This window comes from Streptomyces sp. GESEQ-35 (genome assembly GCF_017948485.1).
Taxonomy (GTDB): domain Bacteria; phylum Actinomycetota; class Actinomycetes; order Streptomycetales; family Streptomycetaceae; genus Streptomyces.
Genome location: NZ_JAFFSX010000032.1, coordinates 37,138 through 55,164 on the forward strand (window position 1 = coordinate 37,138; position 18,027 = coordinate 55,164).

Consider the following 18,027-nt stretch of genomic DNA (forward strand, 5'->3'; position numbering starts at 1 on the left):
CGTTCACAGCGCTTCCCGTGCGTCGAGTCGGGCCCTCAGGCGTCGCAGACAGCGCTGGCGCAACGGCCCGATACTGCCCACGGCGATGCCCAGTGCGGCGGACACTTCCTGGTAGCTGGGCGGCGGCGTGGCCATCAGCACCCGCAGCAACTGTCGGCAGCGGTCCCCGAGTTCCTCGAACTCCTCCCACAGCCGCCGGATGCGCTCGGTCTGCGCGGCCGCCTCCTCGGAGTCGATCAGGTACTGCTCGGGCGTACGGTCCTCGCTGACCCGGTCCAGCAGCTGGGCATCGTCCGTCGGAGTCAGCCGCCTTAAGCTCTTCAGCACCTTCAGGCACTCGTGCCGTGCGGTGCTGGCCAGCCACGCCCCTGCCTTCTGGGGCTCTCGGATACGTCCGAGGTGCTGGGCGAAGCGGAACCACACCGTCTGGTACACCTCGTGCGCGTCGGCATCGGAGAGCCGATGGGCGCGCACAACGGACCAGACCAGCGGGCTCAGCCCTTCCACCAGCGCTTTCCAGGCCGCCGCGTCGCCGTCCACAGCGGACTGGACGAGCGCGCCGACATCTGCACGGTCCACGGCCCCACCCCTCGTGTACGGCATGTCATCGTACGCCGTGGAAGGGGCGACTCCGGCCCTCATGCGCCTACGGAGCGCTGCACGACCGGCACCGCGCGCCAGGTGCTCGGGCGCAGCGCCGGTACCTGCGCCCCGCGCACCTCCGCGAACTCGGTGTTCGCCGTGAGGAGTTGCTGCCGGGCGGCGCGAGCGTCGGACTCCTTGTGCGCGGTCATGTGCGCGGCGACCAGACCGGCGGCGACGGGGGTGGCGAACGAGGTCCCGCTCCAGTGCGCGAACCCTTCGAACATCACCTGGTCGGGCTTGACCGAATCGGAGGTCAACACACCGGTGTGGCTGGGGTGTTGGCAGGTGCACAGGTAGGAGAAGCCGAACCGGCAGGCGTCGTACGTGGTGTGCTGGTACACGTACGGGACGGGAGCGTCGAAGCCGATGAGAGGGCTCGTCAGCTGCTCGCCGGGGGCGTAGACCTTCACCCAGGAGCCGTGGTTGGTGAAACAGGCGCCGAACTCACCGTCGCTGCGCAGTGCGCCGACCGACAGCACGACGTTCGCGTAGTCGGGCAGGTCTGCGTAGGCAGCGGGCCAGAAGGGTGTGGCGCTGGCGTTGTTGCCGGCGGCCGCGACGAGGAGGGTGCGGGGCTGGGCGCGCAGCGCCTGCATGAAGTTCTCCACGCCGAGCAGTCCGTCGGCGCTGCCGTTCGGTGTGCCCGCGGAGAGGCTGATGATGTCGGGCCAGCCGTGCCGGTCGACGGCGTCGAAGAGCTTCTCGCCGAACTCGGACTCCAGGATGGCGCCCGCGTCGTTCAGTGTGTTGCTGACGTCGATGTCCGTGTTGGGCGAGAGGGCCGCGACGAGTCCGGCGATGAACGTGCCGTGTCCGACGTACTGCTGGAGGATTCCGTTGTCGTCGCACTCCTTGATCTGGGCGTCCCCCTGCACATGCGCCATGAGGGGGTAGGAGCGGTAGTCGTGCACCAGGCCGGTGTCGATGACCAGGACGCCGACGGCCGTGTCGGGGTCGTGCCTCGCCTCTGCCGGAGCCGGGTTGGGCGTCTGCGTGAGCAGCGCGGGAACGGGCTCCGCCGGGTTGCAGGCGTTGACCGTCGTGGACACCACGTGGTTGCGGCTGACCAGCCGGCGTCGGGCGCGGCCCTCTGTCTCCCGCAGGGCGCGCAGGGCGCCCGCGACCGCACGGTCACCGGTGCGGTCGCCGTGGCCGGGGTCGCCGACCTGGATACGGGTGATGCCCGAGCGGTTGGTCTCCGGGCCCGCCCGGCGCACCCGGTCCGAGGTGAGGCCGGTGAACTCGGTGAAGTGCGTGCGCACGGCCTCCTCGACGACCCGTGCCTCCTCGCCGTCGCGGGCAAGGACGACGCCCTTCTCGTAGAAGAACTCGGCGGAGTCGTCCGGCCCCATCGCCAGCGGCACGTCGGGCATGGAACGCTGGATCTGGTCGAACTGCTCATGGAATCGCTGAGGTGCCATCGCGTGTCCCCTCCCACTGAGGCTTCGGTCGTCAGTCAGAGTCAGTGAGCCGTCGCTTGATACAGCAACAAACCCGTGTGGCGTGTACCTGCGGCTACTACCATCCTTTGGGTGACAGCGGGAAGCGACTCGGTTCTCGAACTGCTGCCGATGGTGTTCGCCTCACCGAAAGAGGCTCTGGCGCGGGCGGAACAGGTGCTCGCCGACGATCCCTCACCGCTGCACGCCAGTGTCGCCCATCAGGTGATCGGCATCTGGCAGCGGGACTTCGGCGACCTGCGGATCGCCCTGCGGCATCTGCGGCGCGCCCGCGACCTGGCGGCACGCGCCGAGTCGGCCGACCGGGAGGCGGATGTCCTGGGCACTCTCGGCGTGGCGCTGGTCCACGCGGGCAGCACCCGGCAGGGCCTGGAGGCGTTCGAGCGGGGTGTCGCACGCGGTACGGGACTCACCCGGGCGCGTGTCCTGTACCGCCGGGCCTATGTCTGGTGGGTGCTGGGCCATCACCGGGAGGCGCTGGAGGACGTACGCCGGGCCATTCCCGTGCTGCGGCAGGCCGATGACGTCATCTGGACGGCGCGGGCGCTGACGCTGCGGGCCACCGTGCATCTGGCGCTGGGAGCGGTGGAGCGGGCCGAGGCCGACTTCACCGCCGCTGAGGCGCTGTGGGACACCACCGGCCAGGAGCACGACAAGGCGGACGCGGTGGAGAGCCGGGGGCTCGCCGCGTTCCGGTCGGGGGACGTACCTGCCGCGCTGCGGCTCCTCGACGAGGCCGAGGAGCGGTACGCCAAGCTCGGCACGCCGACGTTCATGCTCAACATCCGGCGCTGCGAGGTGCTGATGGCGGCCGGGCTCGCTCCCGAGGCGCTCGCCGAGGCCGACACGGCCATAGGAGTGCTCGACGGCATCGGCGGACAGTCCACCCGCAAGGCGGAGCTGCTGCTGGCCGCCGCCCGTGCGGCGCGTCTCGCGGGCGACCCGCAGACCGCGATCGCCCGCGCGGATCTCGCCGTACGGCTGTTCGCGGCGCAGCGGCGCACCTGGTGGGAGACGCACGCCCGGCTGGTGCTGATCGAGGCGCGCGTCGCCGCCGGGCGCACCTCGGGGCGGCTGGTCGCGGACGCGGCCGGGGTGGCGGACCGGCTGGCCGCGTTCGGCGCGCCGGCCGCGCCCGAGGCGTCGCTGCTCGCGGGCCGGATCGCGCTCGCGCTGGGCTGGCGGACCGACGCGGAACGGCACTTGACCGTCGCCGCGCGCAGCCGGCACAGCGGGCCGCCGCTGGCCCGGCTGACGGGCTGGGCGGCGCAGGCGCTGCGTGCAAAGGCCGCCGGTTCCGGCCGACGGGTCCTGGAGGCGTGCCGGCGCGGTCTCGACGTGCTCGACGACCACCGGATGACGCTCGGCGCCTCGGAGTTGCGCGCCCGCGCCACCGAGCAGGGCGCCGAGCTGGCCGCGCTGGCCCAGCAGGCGAGTCTGGTCTCCGGCGGGCCGCGCCAGCTGCTGGTGTGGAGCGAACGCTGGCGGGCCACCGCACTGTCCACGCCGCCCACCCGGCCGCCCGCCGACCCGGCGCTTCAGACAAGCCTCACCGCCTACCGAGAGATCGCCGCGCGCGCGGAACACGCACGCCTGGACGGCCGTCCGGTTCCCGCCCTGGAACGGGAACAGCGGCGTCTGGAACGGGAGATCCGCTCCCGCACCCTGCACATCCGCGGCGACGCGCCCGGTGACGGGGCTCCCTTCGACCCGGCCCGGCTGCTGGCGCGGCTCGGTGAGGTACGGCTGGTCGAACTCGCGGTGCTCGACGGACGCGTCCATGTGCTGCTGTGCGGGCAGGGGCGGGTCAGGCGGTTCGAGGCCGGGTTGCTCGCGGACGCGGTCGTCGAGGCCGAGCATGTGCAGGCCGGGCTGCGGCGGCTGGCGCATCCCGGGGCGGAGGGCAGGCTGCCGGTGGTGGAGGCGGCGGGGCGGCGGCTGGAGGAGCTGCTGCTCGGCCCGGCGGCCGCGCATCTGGGCTGCGGCCCGGTCGTGGTGGTGCCGCCGGGCCGGCTGCACCGCGTGCCGTGGGCGCTGCTGCCGTCGCTGCGGGAGCGGGTGCTCAGCGTGTCGCCGTCGGCGAGCAGCTGGCTGCGCGCGAGGGAGACCGAGCCGCCGCCGGGTGGCCGCCATGTCCTGGTGCGCGCCCCGGGGCTGGCGACCGGTGGCGCGGAAGTGCCGGAAGTGGCCGACCGCTACGGCGCGCCGACAGTCCTGGAACACGACCACGCGCGCGTGCCGCGCGTGTTGGAGGAGCTCGACGGCGCGGCGCTGGCCCACATCGCCGCGCACGGCACCTTCCGCGCGGACAGCCCGCTGTTCTCGTCGCTGCGGATGGCGGACGGGCCGCTCATCGTGCACGACTTCGAGCGCCTCGACCGCAGCCCGTACCGGATCATCCTCTCCAGCTGCGACACCGCCCGGCTCGCGTCGGTCGGCGCCGACGAACTCCTCGGCCTCGTCACGGCGTTGCTGCCGCTCGGGACGGCGGGTGTCCTGGCGAGCAGCGCGCCCGTCAACGATGCCGCGGTGGTTCCGCTGATGCTTGCCCTGCACAAGGGGCTGAGCGTCGGTCTGTCCTTGGCCGAGGCCCTGCGCGATGCCCGCGCGGCCCTGCCGGGGGATGCGGTGCATCAGGCTACGGGTTGGGCGTTCTCAGCGTTCGGAGCGGCTTAGCTCCGTTGGTTGCGTGGTTCGTTGGCTGCGGGCCGGTGGGGGCTGGTCGCGCAGTTCCCCGCGCCCCTTACGGGGCGCTTTACCGCGGCGGACTTCATGAGTGCGCTTAGAGCAGGCTCACGCCGGTTGCGCGTCCGGTTGTTCCATCAGCCACGGCAAGGCTGCTCGGTCGCTCGCGCCCAGTCGGGCGTATGCGCTGTAGAGGTGGTTGCCGACTGTGCGGATGGACAGGGTGAGTTGTTCGGCGATCTGGCGGTTGCTGAGGCCTGCGGCCGCGAGGGTGACGATCTGGCGTTGCCGGGTGGTGAGTTCGCCGAGGACCAGGCCGGACAGGGCCGGGGTGTGGGCGCCCTGGCAGCGTCGGGCCAGGGCGACGGCACGGGTGCGGGAGGTGCGGGCGGCACGTGGGTCGCGGTGGGCCCGTGCGGCCTGGGCGTGCGCCTCGGCCGCGAAGAGCAGGAAGCCGCGTTCCTGGAGCCGTCCGGCCGCCCGGTCCAGGGCCGGTCCGTCGCCACGGGTGAGCGCGTCCGCGTGCGCGGCGAAGACGCTGCCCACCGGCAGCCGGGCGGCGGCCTGTGCGGGAGCGCCGAGGCGGACGGCGTCGTACCGGGCGAACACGCTGTCCCCGGCGATCGACCGGACGGCGGAGTCGAAGTCGCCGCGTGCCGCCGCCAGCCAGGTCGCCGCCTCACCCTTGGCCGGACGTCCGGCCAGGATCTCGTGCACCGTCGTCACCTCGCCCGACTGGGCGGCGGCGAGGGCGAGTTCGAGGAGGCAGGAGGGATCGTCGGGTGATTCCCGCAGGCCCTCCTGCGCCCAGGCCGCGGCCTCACGCAACTCGCCGCGCAGCCGCACGGCACGCGCGCGTACGGCCGCGTACTCGGCCGGGACCGGCTCCCCCGCCTCGACGAGCCACTCCCCCACGGGTGCCCGCAGCTCTCGTACGTCGGCCTCGTCGATCAGCTGTGCCAGGTCGGCCGCTTCGTCCTTGAGGGCCGGTCCGCACTGGTCCGGTGTACGGGCCAGCCTCCGGGCCCGGAGCCGGCCGGCCGCGGCCCGCAGCACCGGGCCGTGCAGGGGGTGGGCGAGACGGACGGCGCCATGGTCGTCGATGTCGATCAGTCCGTCGGTCTCCAGGCGTTCGAGCACCCGCAGATCGAAGTCGTCGGTGGTCGGCGGCAGGGGCTCGGCGAAGGCGAGGAGTTCAAGGGTCTCGCGCTCCTCGGGGTCGATGCGGTCGACGACCGAAGTCGTCCGTTCGCGCACGGTCGGGGTCAGGGGTACCGGGCCGCGCCAGGCCCGTTCGTCCGAGCCCGGGATCCCGGTGAGCAACCCCCGCTCGCGCAGCGCGCCCGACAGGTCGCGCAGGAGTCGCAGATCGCCACGGCACAGTCGGTGCAGCCGGTTCGCGGTGAGCGGCTCCAGCCGGCCGCCGGAGCCCGCGGCCGACAGCTGGGCCGTCTCCTCGCGCGGCAGCGGATCCAGGGCGAAGCGCGGCAGCAGCTCACCGGTCCACAGCCGCGACACCGCGCCGGGCACCGGGACGCCGTCCGTGGCCACGATCAGCAGCCGGGTGCGGCCCTGGACCGCCAGCTGGTGGACCAGGGCGGCCGAGGCGTCGTCGAGCAGATGCGCGTCGTCCACCAGCAACGTCCGTACGGTGCCCAGCAGTTGGACCGCCTTGTGCAGTGTGACCGTCTCGGGCAGCAGATGCGCGAACGCGGCGAAGGGGATGTGCTTGGTCTCGGGGGTCCCGGCGGCCCTGGCGCAGTCGGTGCCGCGGACCGCCTCCGTGACGAGCCGGGTCTTGCCGCAGCCCGCCGGGCCCGTCACCACGATGCCGTGCCGGCCGGCGGTCAAGGTCCCGCGGATCAGTTCCAGTTCGTTCTCCCGGCCGGTGAACGGCCAGGGCAGTTCCAGGGTCTTCGCGTCGCGTTCATAGGTCATCACATCAACAAGAGCAGGGTTACTCACGCTTGATACACAGGGACTTGAGTAGCTCCCGACTCAGGCGCCCGGCGTCGGTGGACGGCACTCTGATCGCATGACCGCACGCTACTGCTCCCTCGCGCAGCAGTCGGCTCCCGTCTTCGCACCGGGGCTGACCGCCGAGCGGCTCAGTGCGCTCATCGGCGGTCGCCAGATGTGGGTCAACGGCACCGTGCTGCACTACTACTTCTTCGACGGCGACACCGACGGATCCGTCCTTTCCGTACCGGGAACCGGGGAGACCCGCCGGGTGTCGTGGGTCGGTTCCAAGGAGCAGCAGGACGTCGTGCGGGAGTGCTTCCAGGAGTGGCAGGACCTGGGGGTCGGTCTTCACTTCGTGGAGGTCGGCGACCGCTCGGAGGCCGAGCTGCGTATCGGGTTTCAGCTCGGCGACGGCTCCTGGTCGACCGTCGGCAAGGACGCCCTGCGGGTCGGCCGGGGTGAGCGGACCATGAACTTCGGCTGGGACCTGACCGCGCCCGCGGAGCGCGGGACGGCCCTGCACGAGGTAGGGCACGCGCTCGGCATGCTGCACGAGCACCAGAACCCGTTCGCCGGTATCCACTGGGACGACGAGGCCGTCTACGCCGATCTGGCGGGCCCGCCGAACTTCTGGAGCCGCGACAAGACGCACTTCAACATCCTGCGCAAGCTCGACCGGGACGAGGTCAACGGCTCCGTCTGGGACCCGCAGTCGATCATGGAGTATCCGTTCTCGGACGGGCTGATCCTGGAGCCCGAGCAGTACCGCGCGGGCCTGAACCCGCCCGGCACGCTCTCCCCGTCCGACAAGGAGTTCGTCCTGCGCTGGTACCCGTCGGCCGAGGTGCCGCGGCCGGCCGCGCTGGTGCCCTTCCGTTCGGCGCCGCTGCGCCTCGGCCCCGGCGAGCAGGCCGACTTCACCGTCGAGCCGCCGGAGACCCGGGAGTACAGCGTGGGCACCTTCGGTGACAGCGACACCGTCGTCGTGGTCTTCGAGGAACGGGACGGCGAGCCCCGCTACCTCTCGGGCCAGGACGACGGGGGCACACCGCACAACGCAGCCGTCACGGCCAGGCTCGTCAAGGGCCGCCGCTATTTCGTCCGTGTGCGACTCCACTCGACGTGGGGATCGGGGGATACGGCGGTCATGTGCTGGTGACAGCACATGACCGCTCGCCACGGCCGGTCGGACCACTGTCCGGCACGGGGGAGCGGTGGCGGGACGCCACCTTCGGGGGAGGGGGACGTCCCGCCACCACGCCATTGTCAGTGGCGACGGCTAAGCGCTCCGCGGGAAGTGCAGCGATGGGCCGTCGATCGCCTTCGGGTCCGTTGTGGCTGGTCGCGCCCACGCGGCGGAGCCGCATAGTGACACGTCCCGCGCCCCTTCGGGGCGCTTCCGAACCAGCCGACTTCACCGGGCCCGCTTAGCTTCGGTGGATGACTTCACCGCGGGTGACGAGCGGGCCGCGCCGAAGCGATCGCGTACGGCAGGTCGGTTCGGTGGGGACTCCCGAGCATCAGCTCGACTGGACGGACTGACGCCGGTCGCTCAGCCGCGACCCGCATGGGCGGCCCAGTCCAGAATCTGTACGGCCGCACCGGCCGCCTCCAGTCCCTGGCAGTGCGCCTGGTGCCGGCGGGCGATGCCGGCGAGGTCGAGGTGGCGGCCGAAGGACGGGTGGGCGGCCAGGTGGCGGGCGTAGGACCACAGGGCCGGGTGGTCGGCGATGCGGTGCACGGCGGCGGCGTCCAGGTGGTGGCGGTGGACGGTGTCGAGCTGCACCAGAGTGACCCACAACTCGACGTCGGCAGCGGTGAGTTGATGGCCGATCAGATATTCGTCGACGGTGAGCCGGTGCTCCAGCGAGTTCAGGGTCGCGAGCAGCGAGCGGAGCGCGGTGGCACGCTCCGCCGCATCGGCCCCGGCGCGTCCGGCCCGCTGGGCGGTCTCGTCGATGCGCTGGGAGCACAGTCGCTCCACGGCGTCGATCTCCGCCTCCGCACCGCACGGGTACAGCGCGGCGCGGCCCGTGCCGAAGTGCCGGGCCAGATCGCGCGTGATGTCGGCGGCGTGAGTGCTGACGATCCGCCCCGACCAGTCGTCGCTGAGCACCGGACCGACGGCCGCTCCCGCATACCGGTGCGCACTCGCCTCGTACAGCGGACGCAGCGCGGAGTGACCGCCGTCGGGACAGTCGGGCACGTCGGCCAGGAAGGTCACCGGACAACTGTCGTCCAGCCCCAGCAGGCTGTGCACGACGGCGATCCGCAGCCCGTCCGGGCAGGCGGGCGACAGATGCAGCCGATAGCGGCGCGGCACGGCGTAGTGCCCACTGCGCGCGTCCCGCCCGATCCGGCCCCGGAACGCGGGGGCGAACGGCACGGAGGGGACAGCGGCGAGCGGTGTGACGGACATGAGTCTCCCCGGGGGTGGGCGCACAGACGGACGTACGGCGCAGGCGTCGTCGGACAGGGGCGGCGGGCGGCGGTGGCCCCGGCTCAGCCCAGCAGCCCGATCGCGCTGCAGACGCGCAGCAGATCGATGTGGCGGCGGGAGGTCAGAAGCGGCGACTGCGCACGCGTACGGCACACCGGGCCGGTGACCGAATCGAGGCGCGCCATGTTTCCCTACCAGTTCACTAGGAATCCTTTCTGGAGTGTCGATCCACTTCGTTCCGCCGTCAAGAGGGTGTCCAGCCCCCGAGCCGGAGCTACTCGTCGTTCACCCACCGAACCAGCCGCTGCAACGGATAGAACCCGTCATGTGACAGTCCCGGCGCCATACCCCCCGCCCGGCCGAGGGACACCACGCGCTGTACTCCCGCGCAGGCGAGGGCATCGCGTAGTTCCGCCTTGCGTGCGTCCGGGTATACGCCGACGGTCTGTGTGGCGACCCCGGCGTGCGCGACGGCGTCGGGCAGGGCGGTGACCGGGACCACGTTCACGATCTTGCCGTCGGGGTGGAAGTCCACCGGCTCGGGCGAGCGGATGACCAGGCCCCTGCCGTCGTAGCCGCCCCATACCCGGTAGTCGGGGTCCATCGAGCACAGTACGTCGATCTCCTCGCGGAGTTCCGCGGGGACGCGCGGTCCGTCGGCGGAGCTGAACTCCCGGGCCACGCCGAGGCGTTCGCAGAGCAGCGCGGCGTAGCGGTCGGCGTCCTCGTCGGAGCCCTCCACGAACTGGAAGCGGCTGGCCACGCAGGCCTGCTGGTTGAAGAACGTGGCGTCCGCGGCGGCGGCGTCGGCGGCCGCCGTGAGGGTCTCCTCGGTCGCGAAGGCCTCGCGGCCGATCACCGAGATGGAGGTCTTGGGGTCGAAGGAGACCAGCTCGAAGCCCGGGCCGACGTACTGCAATGCTCCTCTGATCGTGGACTCACCGCCCCACGCGACCAGCTTGTCGAAGAACTGCGGGCGGAAGAGGACGCTCTCCACCGTCGCGTCGCCGCCCCGCCAGTACACCGCGGAGAACGAGCGGACGACCGGGTGGCCCGGTGCCACGGCCGCCATCGTGCGCAGGATCGCGGTCGCGGTGAACAGGTCGTTCGAGGGCAGCTTCAGCAGGTTCACGCCCTTGGTGAGGGCGCCGCGTACGACGGACATGGCCGCCACGCCCGGGGCGTTGCCCGCGATGACATGCACCAGCCGGGGCGGGAAGGCGCGGACGGAGGCGAGCCGTCCCTCGGGCAGGTGCACCTCGCGCCAGCCGTCGAGTACGTCCGGACCACCGAGCTCGTGGTCGATCTGGGCATGCAGGGAGGGCCGTTGGAAGCTGCGCCACAGGACGGCGTAGGCGCGTTCCAGTACCTCCTCGGGGAGCGGGCTGACCCGGACCATCGCCGCCAGGGCTTCGGCGAGCAGGCCCTGGCGGTCCGTCTTCAGTGCCTCGCCGGTCTCCACCAGGAGGTCGACGATCTCCGCGCTGGGTACGCCGAAGGCGGGGCCGGGTTCGGTGCGGGGCCACACCAGGCGGTTCAGGTCGAGGGCCGGCGCGCTGAAGGCCGTATCACCGCGTCCGTGGTCGACGCACGGGCCGTCGTCGGCGACTTCGCCGCGGACGACATGGACCACGGCCGTGCCGATCGCGCTCGTCGTCGGCGTCATCCGTGGATCATCCCCCGCACATAGGAGTCGAGTGTCGCGGCGCAGGTGATCTTGTCGTCGCCGCCGAGGTCTCCGTACCGCTGGATGTCCGGCAGGACGACCGGGCCCGGCCTGCCGCAGTCGCAGGGCGAGAAGTCGACGGAGACCCGGTCCCCGCTGATCAGTCCGCCCCAGCGGCCCGACAGGGAGACGTCCAGGAAGGCGAACCGCCCCTCCACCACGCCGTGTTCGGGGTTCAGCAGCGTCTCGCCGGGCTCGTCCAGGATCAGCGGGATCACCCAGGGCGGCACGTGGTACCTGCCCGACTCGCAGGCGAGGCAGGAGCCCTGAAGCTCCGTCATGCCGTAGCTGCGCACCCGCCGCACGCCGAGGTAGAAGGCGGCGAACTGCTCTTGGTAGTCGTCGGGCAGCGCCCGACCCTTGTTGCCGCCGCCGCTGAGCACCAGCGTGTCCGGGTGCAGGCTTCCGTCGGGTACGCCGCGCTCGCGCAGGGCCTGGATCAGGGCGAACTGCTGGTTGTTCATGCCGGCGATGAGCAGCGGCTCGTCGCGGTGGGCGGCGATGTCGTCGACGATCCGGGTCATGGCGGCGCCGAGTTCCCGCTCGCGGGTCTCGGACGCGGTCTCGAAGGAGCCGATCTCCTGCGGGGTCGCCGTCCCCTCGGCCATCCGCCGGCGCAGCAGGGCGCTGCTCATCAGCTCGGACACCCGCAGTGGTTCGTCGGTCAGCAGGTGCGTCTCTTCGGCGCGGGCGAAGACGTCCGCGTGCCACCGGAAACCGTCGATGGAGCGCATCGGGCCGCTCGCGGGTGCGAGCAGGTAACCGCGGCGGGTGGGTTTCGGCGGCAGCGGGTCGGGCCAGCAGGTGAGGTTCTCCAGGATGTCGTGCAGGAACCGCAGGTCGCTGCCGTCGGAGTTGAGGAAGGAGACCTTGCCCGACGTACCGCTGGTGATGTAGGGGCGGTGGCCCGTGGCCGTGATGCGCTCGGTCCACTCGTCGATGTCGCGTACGCCGTCCATGTCGACGTCGCCCGGTTCGACCACGGACACCGTGGTGTACCAGCGCAGCAGCCGGTCCCAGCGGCCGGCGGTGATCAGGGAGACGGGGTACGACTTGTAGCTGGTGTGCGAGAAGAGGAGGGGGACGAGGTCCGCGGGAGCGGTGATCTCGTGGACGCCGGTCTCCGCCGCCCGGGTGCGCAGCAGCGGGATGCGTTCGCGGTGGTGGGCGAAGGCCTCCCGTGCGGCGTCGAGTTGCAGCGCCCGCAGCTTCTTGGCGGGCTGGTCGAAGGTGTCGCCGGAGGCGACGAGGGTCCGGATGTACTCGCGTGCGCTTGCCACAGCAACCCACCCTTGTCAGGTAGTGAGGTTCAGCGATCCGTCCTCTGCGGGGAACGCTCCTCGGCCAGGTACGACGACTCGATCGCGTCCAGGTCCTGGCGCAGTTCCTTGGGGGTGCCGGTCATGACGACACGGCCGCGGCGCAGTACGTACACGCGGTCGGCGATGTCCAGCACCTTGCGTACGTGCTGTTCGACGAGGAGGGCGCCGAGGCCCTGGTCGGCCGCCTCGCGCACGGCGCGCAGCAGGCGGTCGACCACGAGTGGGGCGAGGCCGAGGGAGAGTTCGTCGGCGAGGAGCAGCCGGGGCGAGCGGCACAGCGCCCGCGCCAGGGACAGCATCTGCTGCTCGCCGCCCGAGAGCATCCCCGCTCCGGTCGTCAGGCGGGTGCCGAGTTCGGGGAAGAGCGCCACGGCCCGGTCGGTGGTGACCCGGCCCACCCGCAGGTTCTCGGCGGTGTCGAGGCCGGTGAACACCGCCCGCTCCCCCACGTACGCCAGGCCCTCGCGGGCGCGCCGGTGCAGCGGCGACCGACGTGCGTCGCCCAGCCAGCGCACCTCGCCGCTCATCGCGGCGAGGTCGCCTGCCAGCACTCTGAGCGTCGTGGACTTGCCCGCGCCGTTGGGTCCGAGCAGGGCGACGACCTCACCCGGGCGGACCTCGATGTCGAGGTCGCGTACGACGGGCCGGGTGCCGTATCCCGCGGCGACGGCACGGGCCTCGATCAGCGGAGCCTTCGTCGGGTGCATCACCCCGACGCCTTCGCGGTCATCAGCTTCCGGACGTCGAGGAACGTTGAGCCGGACTTGGCCCACTCGATCTTGCCGTCGCGGATGGTCAGTTCGGTGGCGGTGGTGTTGTGGATCCGGCCCATGCCCTCCATGGGCAGGGCCGTCGACTCCTTCCAGGTCAGCGGCGGGGTGAGGCCGCCGGTGTCGATGCCGTCCGTCGTGTTGAGCTCCTCGACCAGGGCCTTCGCCGTGATGCTCGGGAGCTTCTCGGCGGCCTCGGTGAACACCTTGAACGCCACCCAGGCGGTCTCGTTGGCGCCGTTGGTGGTGTCGATGTCCTTGCCGTCGGCGGCCGCCACGAAGTCCTTCCAGGCGCTGTCGGACACCGGCGGGTAGTAGCCGGTGATGGCGGCACCTTCCAGCGGGCTGCTCGCGCCGCCGGTGCTCTCGGCCAGCTCCGGGGTGAGGTTGCCGACGACGCTGCCCAGTTTGGTGTCGGCGCCGGACTGCACGTACGACGTGACGAACAGGTCCGAGTGGGTGCCCAGGATGACGCTGACGCAGTCGGCGTCCTTGGTCGCGGCGGCGACCTGCGGGGCGAGGTCGGTGGCGGTGACCGGCACCTTCAGGTCCTTGGGCGGTGCACCTCCGGCCGAGGTCACGCCCAGCGTGAGGAACTTCGAGACGATCGCGGCGGCGGCCACGTCGTACCGTACGCCGGAGATCTTCTTGCAGCCCTCGTCCACGAGTTGCTTGCCGTGCGCGGCGAACACCACCGGAGTACCGCCGTTGACCGGGAAGGACATGGGGCTGGAGAACTCCGCGGCCGAGACGCCGGTGCCGCCGAGGTAGGGGATGCCGGCCTTCTCCAGGATCGGCATGTAGCGGTCGCCGGCCAGGCTGTACGAACCCACGACCGCGACGACCTTCTCGGCGACCGCCTGCTGGGCGCACTTCTCGGCCTCGTCGGCCTCGTTCTTCTCGTTGCAGGTGATCACCTTCAGCGGGCCGCCCTTGATCCCGCCGTTGTCGTTGATCCACTTCTCGTATGCCTGGGCCGTGATCCGGACCCCGGGCTGGGCGCTGCCCTGGGTGTCCTCGGGGGCCCAGACCATCACCTTGACCGGGGTGCCCTTGAGCTCGGAGGTGGTCGAGCTGCTCGAGGCCTCTCCCCCGCAACCGGCGGCGAGCAGGGTTCCGGTCACCGCGAGACAGCTCGCTGCGGCAGTTCTGCGTCGGCGTGAGTCGTTCATGATCCCTCCGCGGGGCTCGGCCCGGATGGGCGAAGTCGAGATGGCGAACAGCATGGAGCGTGATGTTCGGTTAGAGAAGTACTCTCGTCACAATTATTTAAATAAATGTGCTCTCTAGCCTTGCCCTGCCCGCGGACGTTCGCTACTCATGAAGCCCTGAGGGGTAGGCCCTGGGGCCCTGGGAGGTAACTGTCGTGGACGACATCCTGCGTTTCGCGCTGCTCGGTCTGGGGCTCGGTGCGCTCTACGCGCTCACCGCCCAGGGCATCGTGCTGATCTACCGGGGCTCCGGTGTCCTGAACTTCGCGCACGGCGCGATCGGGATGGCCGGCGCCTATGTGCAGTGGGAACTGGCCATGCAGCACGGCGTGCCGTACTGGCCGGCCGTGGCCTGCGGAGTGGTCGCCTCCGCCGTGCTGGGGCTGCTCACGCACCTGCTGGTGATCCGCCCGCTGCGCCGGGCGTCCTCGCTGGCCCGGCTGGTCGGCACGCTCGCGGTGTTCATCGTGCTGACCGCCGTCGCCGTCAAGCGCTACGGCGACAGCGTCCAACTTGTGCCGGGCAAGCTGCCGAACCGGCTGCTGGAGATCGCCGGCGCCACGGTGTCCGAGGACCGTATCTGGCTGCTGGGGATCGCCGTCGCGGTCACCGCGGTCCTCCACGTCCTGTACCGGCGCACCCTGTTCGGCCTGGGCACCACGGCGGTCGCGGAGAACCAGAGCGCCGCGGCCTCGCTGGGCTGGTCCGCGGATCTGATCGCCGCCGCCAACTGGGGGCTGGGCTCGGCGCTCGCGGGTCTGACGGGCATCCTGATCGTGCCGGTGATCGGCCTGTCGGTGACGGGCCTGACGACTCTGCTGCTGAGCGCGCTGGCCGCCGCTCTGGTCGGCCGGTTCTCGTCGTTCCCCGTCACCCTGGCGGGCGGCCTGGTGATCGGCGTGGTGCAGTCCGAACTGACCCGCTTCGGCACCGACGTCACAGGGCTCGCCGCCTCGGTGCCGTTCCTCTTCATCGCCTTGGTGCTGGTGGCGCGGGGCCGGGCACTGCCGCTGCGCGGCACGTTCCTGGACCGGATGCCGGCCCTCGGTACCGGACGGGTGCGTCCCGTGCCGCTCGTCGTCGCCGTGGCCGTCGGTCTTCTGCTCGTGGGTGTGTCGTCGCCGCTGTGGGCGGACGCGATCACCACCACCCTGGTCCTCTCGCTGATCATCCTGTCGATCGTCGTGGTCACCGGGTACGCGGGACAGGTGTCGCTGGCGGCGTACGCCCTCGCCGGGACCGGTGCCTTCATCGCCGGGCACACTGCGGCCGACTGGGGATGGCCGTTCGAACTCGCCCTGCTGGCGGGCGTGTTGGGCACGGTCCCGATCGGCCTGCTCTTCGCGCTCCCGGCGGTGCGGACCCGCGGGGTGAACCTCGCGATCATCACCCTCGGCCTCGGCACCACGCTGGAGACGATGGTCTTCCAGAACACCGATCTCGCCACGACCCCGGGCAGCGACGGGATCGCCGTGGGCAAGCAGACGCTCTTCGGCATCAGTATCTCCGGAGTGGACCATCCGCAGCGGTACGCCGCTCTCGTCCTGGTGATGTTCGTCGCGGCGACGCTCGTCGTCGCCAACGTCCGGCGCAGCCGCAGCGGCCGCCGGCTCGTCGCGGTCCGGGCGAACGAGCGGGCCGCCGCGGCCCTCGGCATCGATGTGCGCTCGGCCAAGCTGTACGCCTTCGGACTGTCCTCGGCCATCGCCGCGCTCGCCGGTGTGCTGACCGGTTTCCGCTCGACGTCCGTGGTGTTGAGCGAGTTCGCGAGCTTCGACTCCATCACCGTGCTCGGTCTCGCCGTGATCGGCGGTGTCGGCTTCCTGGTCGGTCCGCTGTTCGGCGCCACGTTCGCGGCGGGCACGGTCGGCGCCCGTTTCGGGGACCTGGTCCTGCCGGGGCTCAGTGAGTGGATGCCGCTGATCGGCGGGATCGTCCTGGTGCTGACGCTGGTGGGCAACCAGGACGGCATCGGGCGTGAACTGGCCAGACAGGCCGCCCGAGTTGGACGCCGTGCCGTCGCCACGCTTGAAGTCGACGCCCCCACCGAGCAGACCGTCGACCGAGCGGCTCCGCTCCCCCTTCAGGTGGAGGGCCTGACCGTGCGCTACGGCGGTGTCGTCGCCGTCGACGGACTCTCCTTCGGTATCGAGCCCGGCCAGGTCGTCGGCCTCATCGGACCCAACGGCGCCGGCAAGACCTCCGCGATCGACGCCGTCACCGGCTTCACCCGGGCCGCCTCCGGACAGGTGCGCCTCGGGGGGCGGGACATCACGCGCCTGCCCGTGCACCGGCGTGCCGCCGCCGGCCTCAGCCGGTCCTTCCAGTCACTGGAACTGTTCGAGGACATGACCGTCCTGGACAACCTGTACGCCGCCTGCGACCGGCCCGGGCCGTGGACGTACCTCACGGACCTGATCCGCCCCGGCAGCCGCCCGCTGCCCGCCCATGTACTCGTCGCCGTACGGGAGTTCGGCCTCCAGGACAGCCTGGACCGACCGGTCGGCGACCTGTCCTACGGCGAGCGGCGCCTGCTGGCCATCGCCCGTGCGGTGGCCGCCTCGCCCTCCGTCCTGCTCCTCGACGAACCGGCGGCGGGACTGTCCGAGGACGAGACCCGTGAACTGGCCCATCTGGTACGGCGGCTCGCCGAGGACTGGGGCATGGGCATCCTGCTCGTCGAGCATGACGTCGACATGGTGATGAGCGTCTGCGACCAGGTCGTCGTTCTCGACTTCGGGCGGCGGATCAGCGTCGGCACGCCGGAGGAGGTGCGGGGCGATCCGGCGGTGCGGGCGGCGTATCTGGGGGATCTGTCGCCGGAGGATCCGGTCAGCGCGTAGCGCTCCGCTGAGGGTGCCGGGATGGGAAGTGCCGCGAGGTGTTGTCGGTCGGCTGCGGCGCCGTTGTGGCTGGTCGCGCAGATCCCCGCGCCCCTTGCGGGGCGCTGCCGCTCGCGTCCCCAGGCAGCCAACGGACGCGAGCGCATCGTTTGGGCGGGTCCGACTCACATGCTGTCGCGCAGATCCGCCACATAGGGCTGGTGGGCCAGCAGTCCGCCGTCCACGCGCAGGGTGTGCCCGGTGATGAACAGGGACTCGTCGGAGGCGAGGAAGACGACCGCCGAGGCGACGTCCTCCGGCAGGCCCAGCCGCGGGGTGAGGTGATGGCGCAGCATCGCTTCCCGGATCGCTCCGTGTGCCGAGTCGTCGCTCGCCGGCGTGACGATGAATCCCGGCGCGATGGCGTTGGAGCGGACGCCCTGCTTGCCGTGCTGGGTGGCGACGTACTTCGTGAGGTTGATGATCGCGGCCTTCGAGGCGCCGTACGCGGGGTTGCGCAGATCCCCCGCGATCCCGGAACAGGACGAGGTGTTGATGATGGATCCGCCGCCCCGCGCGATCATGTGCGGGACGGCGGCCTGGATCGCGACCATGGTGCCGCGCAGGTTGATCCGCATGGTGTCGTCCCAGACGGCCGGGTCGGCCTCCGCGACCGCGAGGTCCTGACGGGCGGCCAGGTGGGTGGCGGCGGCGTTGTTGTCCAGGACGTCGAGGCCGCCGTATGTCTGAACGGTCGCCTCCACCATGGCCCGTACGCTCTCGATGTCCCCGAGGTCGACCTGGACCGCGAGCGCGGATCCGCCGACGGCCCGGATCTCCTCCGTGACGGCCTTGGCGCCGTCGAGGTTCAGATCGGCGACCACCGTGTGTGCCCCCTCGGCCGCGACGCGGCGCGCGGTGGCGGCGCCGATCCCGGAGGCGGCCCCGGTCACGACGGTGATCTTTTCGTCGAGTCGTCCCATG

13 protein-coding genes are annotated in these 18,027 nt (G+C 71.6%); 3 read left to right on the forward strand and 10 right to left on the reverse strand.

The genetic code is table 11. The annotated features are described in order from the left end of the window. Positions 1-3 precede the first annotated feature (3 nt). Complete coding sequence (locus KCH87_RS41290; RefSeq protein ID WP_308299043.1) at positions 4-579, reverse strand: sigma-70 family RNA polymerase sigma factor; 576 nt, start codon at positions 577-579, stop codon at positions 4-6. A 59-nt stretch (positions 580-638) separates the two neighbouring features. Continuing rightward, positions 639-2,066, reverse strand: a complete 1,428-nt coding sequence (locus KCH87_RS41295) for a S8/S53 family peptidase (RefSeq protein ID WP_210593063.1) — start codon at positions 2,064-2,066, stop codon at positions 639-641. A gap of 111 nt (positions 2,067-2,177) precedes the next feature. Here KCH87_RS41295 and KCH87_RS41300 point away from each other — a divergent pair, with 111 nt between their 5' ends. After that, a complete protein-coding gene (locus KCH87_RS41300) occupies positions 2,178-4,781 on the forward strand; it encodes a CHAT domain-containing protein (protein WP_210593064.1) in 2,604 nt (867 codons plus the stop codon). Positions 4,782-4,898: 117 nt separating this feature from the next. On the opposite strand, the gene KCH87_RS41305 is transcribed toward KCH87_RS41300, so the two are convergent. Beyond that, entirely contained in the window at positions 4,899-6,728 is a 1,830-nt protein-coding gene (locus KCH87_RS41305) for a LuxR family transcriptional regulator (protein ID WP_210593065.1), read from the reverse strand. A 97-nt stretch (positions 6,729-6,825) separates the two neighbouring features. Here KCH87_RS41305 and KCH87_RS41310 point away from each other — a divergent pair, with 97 nt between their 5' ends. After that, positions 6,826-7,911, forward strand: coding sequence for a M12 family metallopeptidase (locus tag KCH87_RS41310; RefSeq protein WP_210593066.1), 1,086 nt, complete (start codon positions 6,826-6,828; stop codon positions 7,909-7,911). A gap of 393 nt (positions 7,912-8,304) precedes the next feature. Here KCH87_RS41310 and KCH87_RS41315 read toward each other — a convergent pair whose 3' ends face one another. From KCH87_RS41315 to KCH87_RS41335, 6 genes are all read right to left on the reverse strand, one after another. Then, on the reverse strand, positions 8,305-9,171 hold the full coding sequence (locus tag KCH87_RS41315) for a glutathione S-transferase C-terminal domain-containing protein (RefSeq protein ID WP_210593067.1): 867 nt from the start codon (positions 9,169-9,171) through the stop codon (positions 8,305-8,307). 83 nt (positions 9,172-9,254) lie between these two features. Next, the gene (locus KCH87_RS50310; protein ID WP_282613067.1) at positions 9,255-9,377 is read right to left on the reverse strand and encodes a putative leader peptide; all 123 of its coding nucleotides are present in this window, start codon (positions 9,375-9,377) and stop codon (positions 9,255-9,257) included. Between the two features lie 89 nt (positions 9,378-9,466). Then, complete coding sequence (locus tag KCH87_RS41320; protein WP_210593068.1) at positions 9,467-10,858, reverse strand: acyl-CoA reductase; 1,392 nt, start codon at positions 10,856-10,858, stop codon at positions 9,467-9,469. Continuing rightward, on the reverse strand, positions 10,855-12,198 hold the full coding sequence (locus KCH87_RS41325; RefSeq protein WP_210593069.1) for a hypothetical protein: 1,344 nt from the start codon (positions 12,196-12,198) through the stop codon (positions 10,855-10,857). The genes KCH87_RS41320 and KCH87_RS41325 overlap by 4 nt, the downstream gene beginning before the upstream one ends. A gap of 29 nt (positions 12,199-12,227) precedes the next feature. Beyond that, positions 12,228-12,947 (reverse strand): ABC transporter ATP-binding protein, encoded by a 720-nt coding sequence (locus KCH87_RS41330; protein ID WP_210593070.1) that lies wholly within the window; start codon positions 12,945-12,947, stop codon positions 12,228-12,230. Then, positions 12,947-14,182 (reverse strand): ABC transporter substrate-binding protein, encoded by a 1,236-nt coding sequence (locus KCH87_RS41335; RefSeq protein WP_210593071.1) that lies wholly within the window; start codon positions 14,180-14,182, stop codon positions 12,947-12,949. Before KCH87_RS41335 ends, KCH87_RS41330 begins: the two co-directional genes overlap by 1 nt. 194 nt (positions 14,183-14,376) lie before the next feature. On the opposite strand from KCH87_RS41335, the gene KCH87_RS41340 reads away from it, so the two are divergent. Continuing rightward, complete coding sequence (locus tag KCH87_RS41340; RefSeq protein WP_210593072.1) at positions 14,377-17,064, forward strand: branched-chain amino acid ABC transporter permease/ATP-binding protein; 2,688 nt, start codon at positions 14,377-14,379, stop codon at positions 17,062-17,064. Positions 17,065-17,228: 164 nt separating this feature from the next. Here KCH87_RS41340 and KCH87_RS41345 read toward each other — a convergent pair whose 3' ends face one another. Beyond that, positions 17,229-18,026: an SDR family NAD(P)-dependent oxidoreductase gene (locus KCH87_RS41345; protein ID WP_210593073.1), complete on the reverse strand. Its 798-nt coding sequence runs from the start codon at positions 18,024-18,026 to the stop codon at positions 17,229-17,231. Position 18,027 lies beyond the last annotated feature (1 nt).

Excerpts from the sequence above, each read along its gene's own strand:
- KCH87_RS41295 (WP_210593063.1), bottom strand. The coding sequence starts at position 2,066 with ATGGCACCTCAGCGATTCCATGAGCAGTTCGACCAGATCCAGCGTTCC.
- KCH87_RS41305 (WP_210593065.1), bottom strand. The coding sequence starts at position 6,728 with ATGACCTATGAACGCGACGCGAAGACCCTGGAACTGCCCTGGCCGTTC.
- KCH87_RS41310 (WP_210593066.1), top strand. The coding sequence starts at position 6,826 with ATGACCGCACGCTACTGCTCCCTCGCGCAGCAGTCGGCTCCCGTCTTC.
- KCH87_RS41315 (WP_210593067.1), bottom strand. The coding sequence starts at position 9,171 with ATGTCCGTCACACCGCTCGCCGCTGTCCCCTCCGTGCCGTTCGCCCCC.
- KCH87_RS50310 (WP_282613067.1), bottom strand. The coding sequence starts at position 9,377 with ATGGCGCGCCTCGATTCGGTCACCGGCCCGGTGTGCCGTACGCGTGCG.
- KCH87_RS41320 (WP_210593068.1), bottom strand. The coding sequence starts at position 10,858 with ATGACGCCGACGACGAGCGCGATCGGCACGGCCGTGGTCCATGTCGTC.
- KCH87_RS41330 (WP_210593070.1), bottom strand. The coding sequence starts at position 12,947 with ATGCACCCGACGAAGGCTCCGCTGATCGAGGCCCGTGCCGTCGCCGCG.
- KCH87_RS41335 (WP_210593071.1), bottom strand. The coding sequence starts at position 14,182 with ATGAACGACTCACGCCGACGCAGAACTGCCGCAGCGAGCTGTCTCGCG.
- KCH87_RS41345 (WP_210593073.1), bottom strand. The coding sequence starts at position 18,026 with ATGGGACGACTCGACGAAAAGATCACCGTCGTGACCGGGGCCGCCTCC.